This is a genomic window from Tsukamurella pseudospumae (assembly GCF_001575195.1).
Lineage (GTDB): Bacteria > Actinomycetota > Actinomycetes > Mycobacteriales > Mycobacteriaceae > Tsukamurella > Tsukamurella pseudospumae.
Genome location: NZ_LSRF01000033.1, coordinates 110,210 through 125,933, shown reverse-complemented (window position 1 = coordinate 125,933; position 15,724 = coordinate 110,210). Strand labels below are relative to the sequence as shown.

The following is a 15,724-nucleotide window of genomic DNA, read 5'->3' as shown; positions in this document are numbered from 1 at the left end:
TACGCCGCAGGTCACAGGGATGATGTAAGCATCGCGTGAACGTTCGCCCACGGCTCTGGCCGCCGGGTGATTCGCAGTGCTACACACAAGGGGTGACCGTCGAGAGCACCGCCCCGCCGACCACGCCGACCTCCGCTCCGGCGGCCGCCGCACCGGGGCGCGTCCGGCGGACCGTCGGACGGCGCGGCGTGCGGTACCTGGCGGTGCTGGCCGGGGCCTGGCTGCTCGCCGAGGCGATGGGCCGGATCGGTGTACCGGCGCCCGCGCTGCTGGCGGCGCTGCTGCTCGGTGCCGTGCTGCGGCTCGCGATCGGGCGGGAGGTGGCGGTACCCGCCGAGGTCTCCCGGTGGACGCAGGCCTTCATCGGGGTGATGCTGGGCGGCTATCTCAACGTCGAGGCGATGCGCGCCGTCGGCCCGGTGCTCGCGCCCTTCCTCGCGGTCTCGGTGCTCACGGTGGTGCTGTCGGTCGGGGCCGCCTGGGTGCTGAGCAGATGGGTCGCCGATCTCGATCAGCGCACGGCGACACTCGGTCTCATGGCGGGTGGATCGTCGGCGGTCGTCACCCTGTGCGACGAGCTCGGCGCACGCAAGGACGTGGTCGGCGTCATGCAGTACTCCCGGGTGCTGTTGGTCAGTGCCACGGCGCCTTTCGTGGCGGTCGGCCTCGCGGGCGGGGCGACGGTGCCCGCGAAGGCCTGGTCCCTCGACCTGCAGATCGTGGGACGCGGCGACCAGGTGGCGGGCCTGTCCACGGCGATCGTGTTCGCACTGGCCGGGATGTGGCTCGGGCGCCGGCTCCACCTGCCCGGCGGCGGCCTGATCGGTCCGATGCTGGTGGCCGCCGTGATCGGCGGTGCGGAGCTCACCCGCGGGTTCGCGCCGCAGGGCGCGTTCAAGGAGCTGCTGCTCATCGTGGTGGGGCTCGAGGTGGGGCTGATGGTCGACCGCAGGCTGCTCCGCCGGCTGGCGCACCTGCTGCCCGCGATCGCCGGCGGCATCGTCGCGCTGTGCGGGGTCGTGGCGCTCCTCGCGGTCGCCGCCGCGCGCATGACCGGGGTGTCGGTGGCGGACGCCTACCTCGCGACCACACCCGGCGGGATCAACGCCGTGGTGGCCAGCGCCACCGGCAGTTCCACGGCGAACATGGCGCTGATCGCGACGGTGCAGAGCCTGCGGCTGATCATCGTGGTGCTGGCACTGCCGCTGGTGGTGGGGGCACTGAGCCGGCTGTCCGGGTTCAGAGCCGCTCGCGCAGACGCCACGACGCGTTGACGGGGCCGTGTCCCGCGCCCACGGGGTAGGCGGCGGCGAGCGACCTGGTGACCCATTCCTTGCCGAAGGCGATCGCGGTGGGAACGTCCATGCCGTGCGCGAGCGCGCAGACGGTGGCCGCCCCGAGCGTGTCGCCCGCGCCGTGATCGTGGCGCGTGTCGAGCCTCGGGGCCTCGAACTCGAGGAACTCGGCACCGTCGTACAGGATGTCCGTGCTGGTGACGGCGGTGCGCAGGTGCCCGCCCTTGACCAGCGCCCAGCGCGGGCCGAGCGCGTGCAGGGCGCGCGCGGCGTCGCGCTGGGAGGCTTCGTCGACCACCTCGATGCCGGTGATGAGCCGCACCTCGTCGAGGTTGGGCGTGACGATCCAGGCCAGCGGGAACAGCCGGCGTAGGAGCGTGTCCAGCGCTTCCGGGGTGAGCAGCGGATCGCCGTGCTGCGAGGCGCAGACGGGGTCGACCAGGAACGGGACGCTGTCGGCGCTGCCGGGGAGGCGCCCGCCGATGCCGAGGTCGATCGCGGTGTCGGCGATGGCGTCGATGATCTCCGCCGTCGCGAGCATGCCCGTCTTGACCGCGCCGACGCCGATGTCCTCCACCACGGCTCGGATCTGGCCGGCGACGGTGGCGGGCGGGATCGGATGGAAACCGGTGACGCCCAGACTGTTCTGCACCGTGACGGCGGTGATCGCGCAGGTGCCGTGCACGCCCGCGAGCGCGAAGGTGCGCAGGTCCGACTGGAGACCGGCGGCCCCACCCGAATCGGATCCGGCGATGGTCATCACCCGGACCGGGGTCTCGCCGGTGCCGGGGAGGGGCAGGTGCTGCATGGACATCAGGGTAGCGCCGGGAACCGTTCGGTCGGCCGGTGCGTCCAATGGAAGAGGGGGAGGGATGTCATGACAGCTACTAAGCATCTTGATGCCACCGAAATCGGACACTATGATGTGGACATGCGGACGACCATCACACTGGACGCCGATGTCGCGGAGCTCGTCGCGGAGGCGATGCACCGGGAGCGTGCGTCGATGAAGCAGATCGTCAACGACGCCTTGCGCTCAGCACTGGGGACCGCGCCGGCGTCGGGCGAGGTGTATCGCACGCCCGTGCACCGTTCCCGGGTGCGGCCCGAAATCACCGGAGCGAACCTCAACCGCCTCGCCGATGAGCTCGACGACGCCGCGCTGGTCGAGCGGCGGCAGCGCGGATGATCGTTCCGGACGTGAATCTGCTGGTGTACGCCGTGATCGATGGCTACCCGCAGCACGAACGCACGCGAAGGTGGTGGGATGCGGCACTGAACGGGGATGAGCCGGTGGGCCTGTGCGATGTGGCGATCTTCGGGTTCGTCCGCATCGTGACGAATCCACGGATCCTCGAGAACCCGATGACGGTCGACGCCACCGCGGACGTGGTGGGCGAGTGGTTCGACAGGCCGATGGTCAGTCGTATCGTCCCCGGTGCAGACCACGTCCGAACGGCTCTGCGGCTGCTCAGAACCGCCGAGGCCGCAGGGAATCTCACGCCCGATGCGCAGATCGCGGCGCTCGCGATCGAGAAGCGGGCAACGGTCCACTCGAACGACAGGGACTTCCTCCGATTCCCTGACGTCCGGGTGGTGAACCCGCTGCAGTAGCGGTGTGGCGCTGCGAGTAATTCCGTTGAACCGGGGTGCGGCCGCGCCTACTCTTGCACGTCGAGAAGAGGAGGTGCGGGATGAACGCGACTGCTTCCGCACCGCCGGTGCGGGTGTTCAACGCCGACTACAGCCCGCTCGACGTCGTGCACTGGCGGGACGCCGTGGGCATGCTCCTGCGCGAGGTCGCGCACGCGCTGGAGCCCCACGATCCGCCGCGCGTGCTGCGGTCCCCGAGCACCGAGATCGAGGTGCCGAGGTCTCTGCTGCTGGTGCGGTACGCGACGGTTCCCTACCGGCGCACCGCCGATCACGCGAGCCGGTCGGAGATCCTGCGGCGCGACGGTTCCGTGTGCCAGTACGCCGGCTGCGGTGCGCGGGACGCCACGATCGACCACGTCTTCCCGCGGTCGAGGGGCGGCGGCAACACGTGGTCGAACCTCGTGGCGTGCTGCGCGGACTGCAATCACCGCAAGGCAGACCGCACGCCGGCGGAGGCGGGCATGCGACTGGTGCGTGAGCCCTTCCGCCCCGCCGGCGTCTGACCGAATTGAACACCGTTATGGAGAATCCGACCTGCGGGTTTCCTCTCCATAACGGTGTTCAATTGCCGGGGGCGACCGACCAGAGCGGGTTGACGGGGCCGTGGCCGGCGCCGAGCGGGTACGCCCAGCGCAGGCCCTCGGTGACCCAGGCCTTGCCGAACTCGACGGCTGCGGGCACCGTGCGGCCGTGCGCGAGCGCGGCCGTGATCGCTGCGGCGAGGGTGTCGCCCGCCCCGTGGTCGTGACCGGTGGGGACCCGCGGCGCGGTGAACGCGACGAACTGCGCGCCGTCGGTGAGCAGGTCCGGGCTGTCCGGACTGTCCCGCAGGTGACCGCCCTTGACCAGGGCCCACTGCGCACCGAGTGCGAGCAGCGCGTCGGCGGCCCGGCGCTGGGTGTCACCGTCGACGACGTCGATGCCGGTGATCAGGCGCACCTCGTCGAGATTGGGAGTCACGACGGTGGCGCGCGGGATCAGCTCGGAGCGCAGGGCGTCCAGCGCCTCCGTCGCGAGGAGGGGGTCGCCGTGCATCGACGCGGCCACCGGATCGACCACCAGGGGAGTGGCACGGCCGTTGCCGATGCCCTCCGCATCCGCCGCCGCGGCGACCGCCTCGATGATCGCGGTGGACGCGAGCATTCCGGTCTTGGCGGCCTCGACGCCGATGTCGCCCGCGACGGAACGGATCTGGGCCCCGACGACGTCCGGCTCGATCCCGCGGAAGTCCTGCACCCCGACGCTGTTCTGCACCGTGACCGCGGTGATCGCCACGCACGCGTGCAACCCGAGGGTCGCGAAGGTCCGCATGTCGGCCTGAATGCCAGCGCTGCCACCGGAATCCGACCCTGCGATGGTGAGGACCCGGTGCGGTGCCGTGCCCCGCGGTGCGGTCGGCAGGCGCGACGGTGCGCCGACGATCACGACTGTGGGCTCGCCGTCGATCACCCCGCGGACCTCCGTCACGGGGCCGCGGTCTCCAGCGGGATGTACACGCGGTTACCGGCGTCGGCGAACTGCTGCGATTTGGCCGCCATCTCCTTGTCGAGCTGCCGGTCGATGTCCTCCTGCGTGACCAGGTTGTGCTCCTCGGCGTACGCGCGCACGTCGGCGCTGATCCGCATGGAGCAGAACTTCGGGCCGCACATCGAGCAGAAGTGCGCCGTCTTCGCCGGCTCCGCGGGCAGCGTCTCGTCGTGGAACTCGCGTGCCGTGTCCGGGTCCAGCGACAGGTTGAACTGGTCCACCCAGCGGAACTCGAAGCGGGCCTTGGACAGTTCGTCGTCGCGGGACTGCGCCCCCGGGTGCCCCTTGGCGAGATCGGCGGCGTGCGCCGCGATCTTGTACGTGATCACGCCCGTCTTCACGTCGTCGCGGTTGGGCAGGCCCAGGTGCTCCTTGGGTGTGACGTAGCAGAGCATCGCCGTGCCCGCCTGCGCGATGATGGCCGCGCCGATCGCCGAGGTGATGTGGTCGTACGCCGGCGCGATGTCGGTGGCGAGCGGGCCGAGCGTGTAGAACGGCGCCTCCTCGCAGAGCTCCTCCTCGAGCCGCACGTTCTCCACGATCTTGTGCATCGGCACGTGGCCGGGTCCCTCGATCATCACCTGCACGCCATAGGATTTCGCGATCTTCGTCAGCTCACCCAGGGTGCGCAGCTCCGCGAACTGCGCTTCGTCGTTCGCGTCGGCGATGGACCCGGGGCGCAGACCGTCACCCAGGGAGAAGGTCACGTCGTACTCGCGCAGGATCTCGCAGAGCTCGCGGAAGTTGGTGTACAGGAAGGACTCCTCGTGATGCGCGAGGCACCACGCGGCCATGATCGAGCCACCGCGGCTGACGATGCCGGTCACGCGATTCGCTGCGAGCGGCACGTAGCGCAGCAGCACGCCGGCGTGCACCGTCATGTAGTCGACGCCCTGCTCGCACTGCTCGATCACGGTCTCCCGGAAGATCTCCCAGGTCAGCTTGGTCGGGTCGCCCTTGACCTTCTCCAGCGCCTGGTAGATCGGCACGGTGCCGACGGGGACCGGCGCGTTGCGCATGATCCACTCGCGCGTCTCGTGGATGTCCTTGCCGGTGGACAGGTCCATGATGGTGTCGCCGCCCCAGCGGGTGGCCCACACCATCTTCTCGACCTCTTCCGCGATGGAGCTGGTGACGGCCGAGTTGCCGATGTTCGCATTGATCTTCACCGCGAAGGCCTTGCCGATGATCGCGGGCTCGAGCTCGGGGTGCTTGCGGTTGGCGGGGATCACCGCGCGACCGGCTGCGACCTCCTCGCGCACCTTCTCCGGATCGATGCCCTCGCGGGCGGCGACGAACCGGATCTCGTCGGTGATGATTCCCGCACGGGCCCAGGCGAGTTGGGTACTGGCACCGTCGACCGGGGCGGGCCTGCTCCAGCCCTCGCGGGTCTTGGGCAGGCCCTCGGCCAGGTCGTGCAGCTGATCCTCGGCGGTGTACTGCGTGTACGGACCGGAGGTGTCGTAGACGTCGTGGTGATCGCCGTTGGTGAGTGAGATGCGCCGGAACGGGACGTGCAGGTCACCGTCGACGCCCGGGACGGTGCGGTACTGCTTGGCGGAACCCTCGATCGGCCCGACGGTGACGGTGGAGACAGGTGTGGACGACGAAACAGGCATACGGGACTCCTCTTCCCTACGCCGGCATTACCCGGACAGGTTCGTACGGTCGACGCCCGCGACAGGCGCCCTCTCAGCTCGCTGCGGCGAGCTCCCGATGGTGTGCGCTACCGAGGGTAACGCATGAATTCCGCCCCGTCAGGCGATGCGCACGCCGCGCGGGAGCTTCCCGGCCGGGACCCGAAGACGGCGAGCCGCGATCGCCAGGCCGATCCCGCCCAGCGCCAGGTTCGCCAGGAGGCCCCAGTACCAGGAGTGGCCGACGTACCGGGAATCGTCCTCGTAGCTTCTGCTGTAGGACGGGTAGTCGTCTCCGTAGCGCGCGGCGCAGGTCTCGTCGTGGTTCCGATCTGCCCCGACGCGGACATCGGAGACCAGATCGGCGAGCGTCGCGAGCGCAGTCTCGTCGGGAGCGCCCTGGGATGAGGTGTAGTCGGCGTACCTGCGGCGGTTCCCCCGTGCGTCCCGACCGGGATCGGACTGTGCCGCCGCATCGGCGAAAACGACGGCGGGGTTCGGGGACAGGATCCACCAGATCCGCTCGGTGCGGGTGACCTCGACCTGCTTCCGCACTTCCGTGCACCGGCCGGTGCTGTCGTTGTTGTTGTAGACGAAGCGAGTTTGGGTGGCCTCCATCGTGGAGACCGTTGCGGGGGTGAGCATCGCGGTGATCGCGGGCAGGCCGATGAGAAGGAACAGGGTCGTCAGTTGGGTGACAGCGGCGGACCCGATAGGCCGGGAGAACACTGCGGAGAAACCGAGTCCGATACCGCAGTACGCGAGGAAGAGTAGAGCGACCACGACGATACCGAGGAGGGAGAAGCCGATCGGGTACGGCGTCTCCGCGACGGCCCAGATCAGATATGGCGCGGAGACCACGAGCAGGGCGCACGAGGCGATCCAGGCACCGAGGAGCTTGCCCGTCGCCAGTTGCAGGCCGGTCGCGGGCGTAGCCTGCACGACCGCGAGCGTCGCGTCCTTGCGGTCGCCGTTGATCGATGTGGCGGTCATCGTCGGTGCGATGACCAGGCCGAGGAAGCCGACGAACCCCAGGACGATGAAGTAGAGGTTCTCGCTCCACCCGTCGTACGCCCACTGTGTGCGTTCCGTCCCCGATAGGGCGAAACACAGCGAACCGAAGACGACTGCGCTGACGACCAGGAAGAACACGCCCAGCAGGACGCGCCAGCGCGTGGCGCGGGTGCGCTGCCGCAGTTCGAGACCGACCAGGACGCCGACGGTGCGCCACCATGCGGTGAATCCGTTCATGTGCGATCCGCCTCCAGTGCGAAGTAGGAGTCCTCGAGAGCGTTGGTGGCGCGGGCGAACTCGACGACCGCGGCACCGTCGGTGACGATCTGTTTCAGGTGCGCTGCGGCGTCCGCCTCGGTCGCGAAGGAGACGAAGATCCCGCCGCCGGCCGGCTCACCGAGCAGCCGGATCCGCCAGGTGCTGGTCGTGGACTCGGGTGGGGCTTCGGTGCGGCCGCGGGCCATCATCACCACGTCGTCGACCATCTCGGCGAGCTCGGAGAGGATGTGCGAGGAGACGAGCACCGCGACGCCGCTGCCGGCCAAGGCGCGCAACGAGTCCCGCAGCTCGAACCGCGACCGCGGGTCCATGCCGGAGGCCGGCTCGTCGAGCAGCAGCACGGGCGGGTGGTGCACCATGGCGCGCGCGAAGCCGAGCCGCTGCTTCTGCCCGCGCGAGAGCACCTGCGCCGGCCGGTCGGCGAACTCGGTCAGGTGCACGCGCTCGAGCAGGTCGTGCGCGCGGGTGCGGGCCTCTCCCGACGGTACGCCGTACAGCTTCGCGAACGTGGTCAGGATTTCGGTGGGCGTCAACGAGTCCCACGTGCCGAACACGTCCGGCATCCACCCGACGCGGGGCCGCAGTGCCTCGGAGGCGATGGGCGCACCGTCGAGCTCGATGCTTCCCGACGACGGGCGGAGCAGCCCCGCGAGCATGAGCAGGAGCGTCGTCTTGCCCGCGCCGTTCGGGCCGACGAGCCCGGTGATCCGGCCCGGCGTCAGGGTGAGCGTCGCGTCCTCGACGGCCACGTGCTGCTTGAAGGTCCGCGACAGTCCGCGGGCGACCAGGGTCATGCGGCCACAGTAGCGGCGTTTTCGGATTCGAGATCATGAAACGCGCATCGATCGGGACACGGTCGTGTCGGCAGCGCCGACTTGTCGGTGCCGCGGCGTACGGTGAAGTGATACGCATCACGTCACGGAGGTGTTCATGGCAGACATGGTCGAGGTTCCGCCGCCCACGATGGAGCTGTCGGAGTCGTTGCGCTTGTTCGACAATCCCGTTCGCGACCGGTACGAGCTGTGGTCGGGCGACGAGTTGATCGGCGTCGAGGGCTACGAGGTCACCGACCACGGTGATGTGATCCTGTTGCACACGGTCGTGATGGAGAAGTTCGGCAAGCAGGGCTTCGCGCGTGCGCTCGTGTCCGGAGTCCTCGACGACCTGCGCTCGCGGAACCGGCACGTGATCCCCGTGTGCACCTACGTGCGCTCGTTCATCGCCCGGTTCCCGCAGTACCAGGACGTGGTCAACGCGGCGCGCGCCTAGTCCTCCCGCAGCGCGCGGGCGTACCTCCGGTGCGCCACGCGCTGTGCGACGAGAAGTGCGGGGAAGGCGAGCCGCCAGAACCCCGACGGTGCCGGCCGCGTCAGCGACCGGATCGTGAGGAGCACGTCGTCACCGTCGCGGTGCACGATGAAGGCCTCTTCGCCCGACACGGGATGGCCGGGCAGCGTGCGGTAGGAGAAGCCGGACCGATCCGCGGTCCGCGCCACCTCGACGACCTCTACCGGTTCGCGCACGGTGACGCCCGCGACGGTGGCCGTCACCGTGAGGCGCTGTCCGGGCGCAACGGGCTCGCGCGTGGACACGACGAAGCCGCTGCGCGTCTTCACCGCCCAGCGCAGGACGTCATGCGCGGCGCGGCGGAAGGCCTCGTCGCCGTGGCCGATCGTCGTGACGATCTCCGCCCGCCGGTAGCCGGCCGGTGCGTCGTCCCAGATGGGCGCGTCCGGTCGCGTCACGGCGCGGTCCAGTAGTGGTAGCCGTGGTGAGGCGTGAAACCGAGGCTCCGGTACAGGGCCTGCGCGCCCGCGTTCTCGTGCGTGACCTCGAGGAACACCCGATCGGCGCCCTCCCGGCGCGCCTCCGCGCGCAGCGCGCGCACCAGGCGGGACGCGAGGCCCTGTCGGCGGTACTCGGGTGCGACGGCCATCGAGCCGAGCCCGCCCCATGCGTTCCCGGCCGCGTCGGCGGTGATGGCCAGCCGGCCCGCGGCGATCGGCGCACCGTCGGGCCCCGGAACAGAGGCGAACCGCGCCCGCCCGTCGATCGAGGTCACCAGTGCCTCCGCGGTCCCGGTGATGCGGAGCCAGGCGGCGCTCGGATCGTCGGAGAACTCGACGGTGCCGTCGGGAGCCGGGCCGCCGCTCGGCGCGACGAGGACGTCGGTCGGCTGCACGACGGGGGACAGGTCGCGCGCGCCGCGCAGCAGTCGGTCGGAGAGCGTCAGGTGCACGGGGAGGTCGCGGGCCGCGTACCAGGCGCGGACGCCGGCGAGGTGCTCCAGCGACGCGTCGGGGTGCAGTGGCGCGGCGCAGCTGGCGCGGTTGCCGGCGATGCCGGGTGCGGCCCGGCACAGCCAGCCGTCGATCCACTCCCGCTCCACCGACCACCAGGACCGTGCTCGAGCCAGGTCGAGCGAGCGGATCTCGCTCGCCCGTACGGGCTTCGGCGGCACGCGCTTGTAGGCGACGATGTTGGCTCGGGGCACCATGATCCGGTCCCCGTCGCGCTCGACGACGAGAGGCTCACCGTCGGAGACGAGGGTCCCGATGACGTCCGAGGCCTGCCCGGACGGCAGCAGCCGCCGGACGACGACCCGATCACCGGGCCTCGGAGGCGGGGGAGTCACGTCGTTCAGTGGCCGAACGGGTCCTCGACGGTGCCGGGCATCCACGTGAGCCCGGGCTCGGTCCAGCCGTTCTTCTTGATGGCCTTCTTCGCCTGGCGCGCGTACCGGCCCGTGAGGACGTCGGTGTAGAGGAAGCCGTCGAGGTGGCCGGTCTCGTGCTGCAGCATCCGCGCGAAGAAGCCGGTGCCCTCGATCTCGACCCGCTGACCGTCGCGGTCGGTGCCGACGACCTTCGCCCAGTCGGCGCGGCCGGTCGGGAAGGACTCGCCGGGGACCGAGAGGCAGCCCTCCCAGTCGTCGTCGGGGTCGGGCATGGTCTCGGGGATCTCCGAGGTGGTGAGGACGGGGTTGATGACCTCGCCGCGGCGTCGCTCGCCGGCCTCCTCGTCGGGGCAGTCGTAGACGAACAGGCGCAGGTCGCGGCCCACCTGGTTGCCGGCGAGGCCCACCCCGTTGGCGACGTCCATCGTCGAGTACATGTCGTCGAGCAGCGCCACGATCTCGGCCGAGGGCCTGCCGTCCGCGTCCAGTTCGACGGGCGTCGTGGGGGTGTGCAGCACGGGGTCGCCGACGATGACGATGGGGAGAACAGGCATGGGAACACGGTAGTCGGGGCCCGCTGCCGCCGCACCCGCGCCACCAGGCGGGCCGGAGAGTGACGCTCCGCACGGTCGATCCGCGACACACCCCCGTAGCCCCACCACCGTGAAGCCGGCCGTGGTTAGATCGAAGCGAACTACAGCAGTGTTATTCCGAATGCGAGGGGAACGCATGGAGGGCGCCGGTGCGGCCGCGCACGACCTGGCCAATACTGACGCGCACGCCGTACACGAGCGGGGCGACGACGGCCTGACCAGGCGTGAGCACGACATCCTCGCCTTCGAACGGCAGTGGTGGAAGTACGCCGGTGCCAAGGAGGACGCGATCAAGGAGCTGTTCGGCCTGTCCGCCACGCGGTACTACCAGGTGCTCAACACCCTGGTCGATACGCCGGAGGCGCTCGCTGCCGACCCCATGCTCGTCAAGCGTCTGCGCCGCGTCCGCGCGAGCCGGCAGAAGGCCCGCGCCGCGCGCAAGCTCGGCTTCGAGATCACGTGATCCGATACAGTCGAGTGTCGTGAGCACTCAGAACACCCGCGCCGTGCCGATCCGGACGATCATCATGATCCTGATCTCGGCCGCGATCATCCTTGCGGCGATCGGGGTGCACGGTCTCGTGACCCGCAACGACGATCCGCAGGCCGCCCTGAACGCTCAGGAGGCCAAGCTGAAGGCGACGGCCACCGAGACCGCCGCCCCGGCTGCCAAGCCGACGGTGTGCCTGCTCGCCGTCGCCCGCGCACCGCTCGCCGACGCGACGGACAGGCTCAAGAAGGCGGGCGTCACCGTCCAGTCCGAGACCGAGGTGTGGCCCAACCGCCCCGCGGCCCCGCGCGCCACCACCGTCTACTTCGGCGACGGCGGCGAAGCGGACGCCAAGACCGTCGCGTCCGCCCTGCCCGGCTCGACCACCGCGGCACGTCCGGCGGCGCTCGAGGCGTGCGCCGGTGTCCTCGCCGTCGCCGTGGTGAAGAAGTAGGTCGGCCAAGAGCCGACACGGGTCCTGTCCGCAGCAGCGGCCACCGACCCCGATATGATTCGGGCAACCCAGCCCAGGGCGGCACCGCCCAGGAAGCCGTTCCATAAGGAGTCATCGATGACGAAGCGTCAGTTCCTCGCCCCGCTTGCGATCCTCCCGGTGGCGGCCCTCGCCCTGGTCGGTTGCAGCACCAACGAGAAGCCCGCCGAGAAGGGCACCGGCCCCACCGCGCCGGCGGTCGTGAGCGGCGCGGCCGTCCCGACCCAGGGCCTGGTCACCAGTAACGAGGGCGGCCACGGTTCGGACGCGACCGGCGAGAGCGGCCCGTCGGCCGGCTCGGCGGAGGCCTCGCTCGTCAAGCCCGACGGCAGCAGCGCCGGCAAGGCGACCTTCACCGAGAAGGACGGTGTCGTGGTGATCGACGTGCGGGTCACCGGCCTGACCGCCGGCTTCCACGGCATGCACATCCACGAGGTGGGCAAGTGCGAGCCGAACTCGGTCGCCAAGAACGGCGCGCCCGGCTCCGCCACCAACTTCGGCTCCGCCGGCGGCCACTGGCAGAAGCCCGGCGCCACCGGCCACCCCATGACGGGCGACCTGGTGTCGATCTACGTCAACGCCAACGGCACCGGCCAGACGGTGACCAGCACCGGTGCCTTCACCCTCGCGGACATCAAGAAGAACGCCGACGGCAACGCGCTGATCATCCACGCCGGCGCCGACAACTTCGGCAACATCCCGGCCGACCGCTACACCAATGTGGTCCCGGGCCAGCCCGTGCCGGACGAGAAGACCCTGAGCACCGGTGACGCCGGCGGCCGTATCGCCTGCGGCGTGATCAAGGTCGGTTAGTCATCGAGACCGTCGCCTTCGAGGCGTCGCCGCGGCCGACGATCGGCGTCGAGTGGGAGTTCGCCCTCGTCGACCGGGAGACCGCTGACCTGGTTAGCAGGGCCGGGGAGCTGTTCGACGGTGTCCGCGCGTCCCGTCCGGACATCGCGCCGCAGGTGCATTCGGAGATGTTGCGCAACACCGTCGAGGTGGTGACGGGCGTCTGCGAGAACACGGCCGAGGCCATGGCGGACCTGGCCGCGATCATCGGCGCCGTCCGCGAGACCGCCGACCCGATGGGCGTCGATCTCTTCGGCGCCGGCACGCATCCGTTCGCGCAGTGGAACGCGCAGCAGCTCACCGAGAATCCGCGGTACGACGAGCTGATCGCCCGCACCCAGTGGTGGGGCCGGCAGATGCTCATCTGGGGCGTGCACGTGCACGTCGGCGTGAACCACCGGGACAAGGTGCTGCCGATCATCTCGGCGCTGCTCAACCACTACCCGCACCTGCTGGCCCTCTCGGCAAGCTCGCCGATGTGGGGTGGCCACGACACCGGCTACGCCAGCACCCGGGCGATGATGTTCCAGCAGTTGCCCACGGCGGGCCTGCCCTTCCAGTTCGAGCAGTGGAGCGAGTTCGAGCGCTTCGTGCACGACCAGAAGACCACGGGGATCATCGACCACCTCAACGAGATCCGTTGGGACATCCGGCCCGCGTGCCACCTCGGCACGATCGAGGTCCGGATCTGCGACGGCATGTCGTCGTTCGCGGAACTCGAAGCGGTGGTCGCGCTGATCCACTGCCTCGTGGTGTGGCTCGACGAGCGACTGGACGCGGGGGAGACCCTGCCGACGCTGCCGCCGTGGCACGTGCAGGAGAACAAGTGGCGCGCAGCCCGTTACGGCCTCGACGCCATCATCATCCAGGACGCGGACAACAACGAGCGGCTCGTCACCGAGGATCTGGACGAACTGCTCGAGCAGCTCGCCCCGATCGCCCGGCGGCTCGGCTGCTCCCGCGAACTGGAGTCAGTGGCGGCGATCCCGCGCCGGGGCGCGTCCTACCAGCGGCAGAGGGCCGTCGCCGATGGCGTGTGCAGCACCGACGTCTACCGCGACGTCGTGCGGTCCGTGACGGGCGAGCTGATCCTTCCGTAGCGGGCTCCGCTAGTCCTTTTCTCCTAACCCCGCGGAGGTAGTTGCGTAGAAGCTGTTTGAGTGCCTGGCCGCATATACTCGACTGAAGCTCAGGGAACGCGAGGGAGACGTGGGACGGCGCCCCGCACTGCGCACGGGGGTGCAGATGGCTCAGGACGAGGTCTCCGCGGCGGAGATCCGCAAGAAGTACAAGGGCCAGTACCGCTGCGTCGGGGACGCGATACTTTATGCCCTCAGCAAAGATTGGGTCGTCCGTGACCAGGGACACGGGGTGCGGCTGTATTGTCCGTGCGGGGGCCAGCTGGGGCGAGCGGTGTCTGTCGCGGGCACTCCGAAGTTCCCCGGCTCGTGCGCGAAGAACATCCGACGCACCGTCGACAAGTGCCCCGACGATCACGACTTGATTCCGGGGCCGCGGTAGCAAGGCATCCTTCTACTTGACAATTGACAACGTCGTCGGTGGTCAGGAAACTCGGAGATATGGCTGGAGAGATGACGGAGTTCGAGGTGACGTTTGCCGTTGCGGCGATCACGTCCCTCGACGATGCGCGGGTGTCGGTCCTCGAGGAGGAGCTTGGCGCCTTCGTCAGCGTGATCGGGGATGTTGCTGAGGTGACGGTGCCTTGTGTGGGCGTGGGGGCGGCCACGGCCGGCCGAGAGGCGATCGCGATGCTGCGCCGTCTCGGAGTGCATCCGGAGCACACCGTCCTCGACGTGGTCTCACCGGCGGAGATCGCGCGTCGCGCAGGCGTGACGCGCCAGGCCGTGAGCAGTTGGGTCCGCGCGGGCGAGTTCCCTCGTCCGTATCTGACTGGAGACCGCGGCCTGTGGCTGTGGGGCGAGGTTAAGCCCTGGCTCAACGCCCGAGGACACGCGCTCGGCGACGAGGTGTCGTACCCGAACCGGGAGGACCACACGATCCTCGACTACCACCTGCTTGACCCCACTACGCAGAGCGCTGCCACTGCACTGTCCGCAGCCGTAATCGTTGCGGCACCCGATATAGACGACACCGCCTTCGGGGCGGGAGGCTTCCTCCAACTGCTCCTAGAGCGCGCCGCAGTCGTAACGGACCCTTCAGTTCCCGCCCGCGGGTCGCGTGCAGTCCACGTCCACTGGTCGCGTTCACGTCGGGAGCAACCGCTATGAGCAGCAAGAACGATAGCGAGCAGGCAGACGAAGTCGCTACACAACACCCGGCGCCAGACGACGACTGGATGCTGGCCGACCTTGTGGCATTGGTCAACGACATGGTCGAGACTGAATTCGAGATCGGCCTGACCCTTTGGACCTCGTCGGGAATGGTGAGTGGCCTGCTCATCTCTGGGTTCCGGTATTTCGACCTTCTGTCAGACGCTCTCCGGATCGACACCGAGGGAATGGCCGAGGCCGAGGCCAGGCAACTCCATGTCCGAAACGTCTTCGCGGACTACTTCGGAAACTACAAGGATATCTACAAGCGCCATGAGGACAGCAGTGCCGAAGGCGACGATGAGGCCGGGAAGCTGTCCCCGCGGCCGGCGTACATGCATCTGCGCAGCGTGCGGTACGGGCCAAACTTTCCCGCCCCGCGCGAAGGCGACGTGGAGCTGTTTTGGCGGGGCAGGCTTACGGAGATCAGTGGATGGTCCGTGAGTCAGGTCGGCGGCGCGCAGGCTGCACCGGAAAGACCATTCTAGTGGCGTGGTTTGAAGTAGTTGGACGGCTGGCCTTGTCGAGGGTTTGATCCGCAGTTTTGGTCGAGACGAAGGACTGGGCTCTCGGGTTCCAGCTGTCGATGAAGGCACGGGTCTTGGTGTTGAGGTCTTGACGGTGGTGAATACGCCGCGGCTGGTCGCTTGGTGTTCGACGATCCCGAAGTAGGCTTCGACGAGATCCATCCGGGAGGCGTGGGTCGGGGTGAAGTGCACGATGAGTCGGGGGACTCGCGAGCCAGGCTTTTGACGTCGGCGTGCTTCTGGGCGGCGTAGTCGTCCATCACCAGGTGCAGCACGACCAGGTCGTCGGCGGCATCGGTCACGTCGCGGTACGCGCGTTCGATCTGTTTGAGGAACGCCAGGAACTCCTGATGCCGATTCCGCGGCTGCGACATCGGCGCTTCCGGATCTAGG

21 protein-coding genes and 1 riboswitch are annotated in these 15,724 nt (G+C 69.4%); of the genes, 13 read left to right on the top strand and 8 right to left on the bottom strand.

Features of this window, described 5'->3' with window-relative positions:
* The first annotated feature begins 92 nt into the window (after window positions 1-92).
* Window positions 93-1,274 (top strand): AbrB family transcriptional regulator, encoded by a 1,182-nt coding sequence (locus AXK60_RS11115; protein ID WP_082777965.1) that lies wholly within the window; start codon window positions 93-95, stop codon window positions 1,272-1,274.
* On the opposite strand, the gene thiD (AXK60_RS11110) is transcribed toward AXK60_RS11115, so the two are convergent.
* Complete coding sequence (gene thiD / locus AXK60_RS11110) at window positions 1,240-2,103, bottom strand: bifunctional hydroxymethylpyrimidine kinase/phosphomethylpyrimidine kinase (RefSeq protein WP_068571498.1); 864 nt, start codon at window positions 2,101-2,103, stop codon at window positions 1,240-1,242. The two genes, AXK60_RS11115 and thiD (AXK60_RS11110), sit on opposite strands and share 35 nt — an antisense overlap.
* Window positions 2,104-2,226: 123 nt before the next feature.
* On the opposite strand from thiD (AXK60_RS11110), the gene AXK60_RS11105 reads away from it, so the two are divergent.
* The 3 genes from AXK60_RS11105 (at window position 2,227) to AXK60_RS11095 (ending at window position 3,454) form a co-directional block, all read left to right on the top strand.
* Window positions 2,227-2,484 carry a hypothetical protein gene (locus tag AXK60_RS11105; RefSeq protein WP_068571497.1) on the top strand — a complete coding sequence of 86 codons (258 nt, stop codon included), beginning with the start codon at window positions 2,227-2,229 and terminating at the stop codon, window positions 2,482-2,484.
* Window positions 2,485-2,495: 11 nt separating this feature from the next.
* Entirely contained in the window at window positions 2,496-2,909 is a 414-nt protein-coding gene (locus AXK60_RS11100) for a TA system VapC family ribonuclease toxin (protein WP_175399998.1), read from the top strand.
* A gap of 80 nt (window positions 2,910-2,989) precedes the next feature.
* A complete protein-coding gene (locus AXK60_RS11095; protein ID WP_068571191.1) occupies window positions 2,990-3,454 on the top strand; it encodes an HNH endonuclease in 465 nt (154 codons plus the stop codon).
* 58 nt (window positions 3,455-3,512) lie between these two features.
* Here AXK60_RS11095 and thiD (AXK60_RS11090) read toward each other — a convergent pair whose 3' ends face one another.
* The 4 genes from thiD (AXK60_RS11090) to AXK60_RS11075 all read right to left on the bottom strand — a co-directional run bounded on the left by thiD (AXK60_RS11090) (window position 3,513) and on the right by AXK60_RS11075 (window position 8,202).
* Window positions 3,513-4,373 carry a bifunctional hydroxymethylpyrimidine kinase/phosphomethylpyrimidine kinase gene (gene thiD, locus AXK60_RS11090; protein WP_425315215.1) on the bottom strand — a complete coding sequence of 287 codons (861 nt, stop codon included), beginning with the start codon at window positions 4,371-4,373 and terminating at the stop codon, window positions 3,513-3,515.
* Window positions 4,374-4,414: 41 nt separating this feature from the next.
* Entirely contained in the window at window positions 4,415-6,097 is a 1,683-nt protein-coding gene (gene thiC, locus AXK60_RS11085) for a phosphomethylpyrimidine synthase ThiC (protein ID WP_068571190.1), read from the bottom strand.
* Window positions 6,094-6,205, bottom strand: a riboswitch (TPP riboswitch). It overlaps the preceding gene by 4 nt.
* A 30-nt stretch (window positions 6,206-6,235) precedes the next feature.
* Entirely contained in the window at window positions 6,236-7,366 is a 1,131-nt protein-coding gene (locus tag AXK60_RS11080; protein ID WP_068571189.1) for an ABC transporter permease, read from the bottom strand.
* Window positions 7,363-8,202 (bottom strand): ABC transporter ATP-binding protein, encoded by an 840-nt coding sequence (locus AXK60_RS11075; RefSeq protein ID WP_068571188.1) that lies wholly within the window; start codon window positions 8,200-8,202, stop codon window positions 7,363-7,365. The genes AXK60_RS11080 and AXK60_RS11075 overlap by 4 nt, the downstream gene beginning before the upstream one ends.
* Before the next feature lie 136 nt (window positions 8,203-8,338).
* On the opposite strand from AXK60_RS11075, the gene AXK60_RS11070 reads away from it, so the two are divergent.
* Window positions 8,339-8,677, top strand: coding sequence for a GNAT family N-acetyltransferase (locus tag AXK60_RS11070; RefSeq protein WP_068571187.1), 339 nt, complete (start codon window positions 8,339-8,341; stop codon window positions 8,675-8,677).
* Here AXK60_RS11070 and AXK60_RS11065 read toward each other — a convergent pair.
* Genes AXK60_RS11065 through AXK60_RS11055 form a run of 3 tightly spaced genes read right to left on the bottom strand, consistent with a single transcriptional unit; the run spans window position 8,674 to window position 10,639 of the window.
* Window positions 8,674-9,153 carry a DUF1990 domain-containing protein gene (locus AXK60_RS11065; RefSeq protein WP_082777964.1) on the bottom strand — a complete coding sequence of 160 codons (480 nt, stop codon included), beginning with the start codon at window positions 9,151-9,153 and terminating at the stop codon, window positions 8,674-8,676. The two genes, AXK60_RS11070 and AXK60_RS11065, sit on opposite strands and share 4 nt — an antisense overlap.
* Entirely contained in the window at window positions 9,150-10,043 is an 894-nt protein-coding gene (locus tag AXK60_RS11060) for a GNAT family N-acetyltransferase (RefSeq protein WP_068571186.1), read from the bottom strand. The genes AXK60_RS11065 and AXK60_RS11060 overlap by 4 nt, the downstream gene beginning before the upstream one ends.
* Before the next feature lie 5 nt (window positions 10,044-10,048).
* Window positions 10,049-10,639 carry a peptide deformylase gene (locus tag AXK60_RS11055; protein ID WP_068571185.1) on the bottom strand — a complete coding sequence of 197 codons (591 nt, stop codon included), beginning with the start codon at window positions 10,637-10,639 and terminating at the stop codon, window positions 10,049-10,051.
* A gap of 175 nt (window positions 10,640-10,814) precedes the next feature.
* Here AXK60_RS11055 and AXK60_RS11050 point away from each other — a divergent pair, with 175 nt between their 5' ends.
* The 8 genes from AXK60_RS11050 to AXK60_RS27805 all read left to right on the top strand — a co-directional run bounded on the left by AXK60_RS11050 (window position 10,815) and on the right by AXK60_RS27805 (window position 15,723).
* Complete coding sequence (locus tag AXK60_RS11050) at window positions 10,815-11,141, top strand: nucleoid-associated protein NapA (protein ID WP_068571184.1); 327 nt, start codon at window positions 10,815-10,817, stop codon at window positions 11,139-11,141.
* A gap of 19 nt (window positions 11,142-11,160) precedes the next feature.
* On the top strand, window positions 11,161-11,622 hold the full coding sequence (locus AXK60_RS11045; RefSeq protein ID WP_068571183.1) for a LytR C-terminal domain-containing protein: 462 nt from the start codon (window positions 11,161-11,163) through the stop codon (window positions 11,620-11,622).
* Between the two features lie 117 nt (window positions 11,623-11,739).
* On the top strand, window positions 11,740-12,474 hold the full coding sequence (gene sodC / locus AXK60_RS11040; protein WP_068571182.1) for a superoxide dismutase[Cu-Zn]: 735 nt from the start codon (window positions 11,740-11,742) through the stop codon (window positions 12,472-12,474).
* Between the two features lie 2 nt (window positions 12,475-12,476).
* The gene (locus tag AXK60_RS11035; protein WP_068571181.1) at window positions 12,477-13,613 is read left to right on the top strand and encodes a glutamate--cysteine ligase; all 1,137 of its coding nucleotides are present in this window, start codon (window positions 12,477-12,479) and stop codon (window positions 13,611-13,613) included.
* 109 nt (window positions 13,614-13,722) lie between these two features.
* Window positions 13,723-14,034 (top strand): hypothetical protein, encoded by a 312-nt coding sequence (locus AXK60_RS11030; RefSeq protein ID WP_139057892.1) that lies wholly within the window; start codon window positions 13,723-13,725, stop codon window positions 14,032-14,034.
* Between the two features lie 71 nt (window positions 14,035-14,105).
* Window positions 14,106-14,762: a helix-turn-helix transcriptional regulator gene (locus AXK60_RS11025; protein ID WP_139057891.1), complete on the top strand. Its 657-nt coding sequence runs from the start codon at window positions 14,106-14,108 to the stop codon at window positions 14,760-14,762.
* The gene (locus tag AXK60_RS26400) at window positions 14,759-15,292 is read left to right on the top strand and encodes a hypothetical protein (protein ID WP_068571178.1); all 534 of its coding nucleotides are present in this window, start codon (window positions 14,759-14,761) and stop codon (window positions 15,290-15,292) included. Before AXK60_RS11025 ends, AXK60_RS26400 begins: the two co-directional genes overlap by 4 nt.
* A 305-nt stretch (window positions 15,293-15,597) precedes the next feature.
* The gene (locus AXK60_RS27805) at window positions 15,598-15,723 is read left to right on the top strand and encodes a hypothetical protein (RefSeq protein WP_280512887.1); all 126 of its coding nucleotides are present in this window, start codon (window positions 15,598-15,600) and stop codon (window positions 15,721-15,723) included.
* Window position 15,724: the final 1 nt, after the last annotated feature.

Excerpts from the sequence above, each read along its gene's own strand:
- AXK60_RS26400 (WP_068571178.1), top strand. The coding sequence starts at position 14,759 with ATGAGCAGCAAGAACGATAGCGAGCAGGCAGACGAAGTCGCTACACAA.
- AXK60_RS11075 (WP_068571188.1), bottom strand. The coding sequence starts at position 8,202 with ATGACCCTGGTCGCCCGCGGACTGTCGCGGACCTTCAAGCAGCACGTG.
- AXK60_RS11055 (WP_068571185.1), bottom strand. The coding sequence starts at position 10,639 with ATGCCTGTTCTCCCCATCGTCATCGTCGGCGACCCCGTGCTGCACACC.
- AXK60_RS11070 (WP_068571187.1), top strand. The coding sequence starts at position 8,339 with ATGGCAGACATGGTCGAGGTTCCGCCGCCCACGATGGAGCTGTCGGAG.
- AXK60_RS11025 (WP_139057891.1), top strand. The coding sequence starts at position 14,106 with ATGACGGAGTTCGAGGTGACGTTTGCCGTTGCGGCGATCACGTCCCTC.
- AXK60_RS11105 (WP_068571497.1), top strand. The coding sequence starts at position 2,227 with ATGCGGACGACCATCACACTGGACGCCGATGTCGCGGAGCTCGTCGCG.
- AXK60_RS11095 (WP_068571191.1), top strand. The coding sequence starts at position 2,990 with ATGAACGCGACTGCTTCCGCACCGCCGGTGCGGGTGTTCAACGCCGAC.
- AXK60_RS11050 (WP_068571184.1), top strand. The coding sequence starts at position 10,815 with ATGGAGGGCGCCGGTGCGGCCGCGCACGACCTGGCCAATACTGACGCG.
- AXK60_RS11080 (WP_068571189.1), bottom strand. The coding sequence starts at position 7,366 with ATGAACGGATTCACCGCATGGTGGCGCACCGTCGGCGTCCTGGTCGGT.
- sodC (WP_068571182.1), top strand. The coding sequence starts at position 11,740 with ATGACGAAGCGTCAGTTCCTCGCCCCGCTTGCGATCCTCCCGGTGGCG.
- thiC (WP_068571190.1), bottom strand. The coding sequence starts at position 6,097 with ATGCCTGTTTCGTCGTCCACACCTGTCTCCACCGTCACCGTCGGGCCG.
- thiD (WP_068571498.1), bottom strand. The coding sequence starts at position 2,103 with ATGCAGCACCTGCCCCTCCCCGGCACCGGCGAGACCCCGGTCCGGGTG.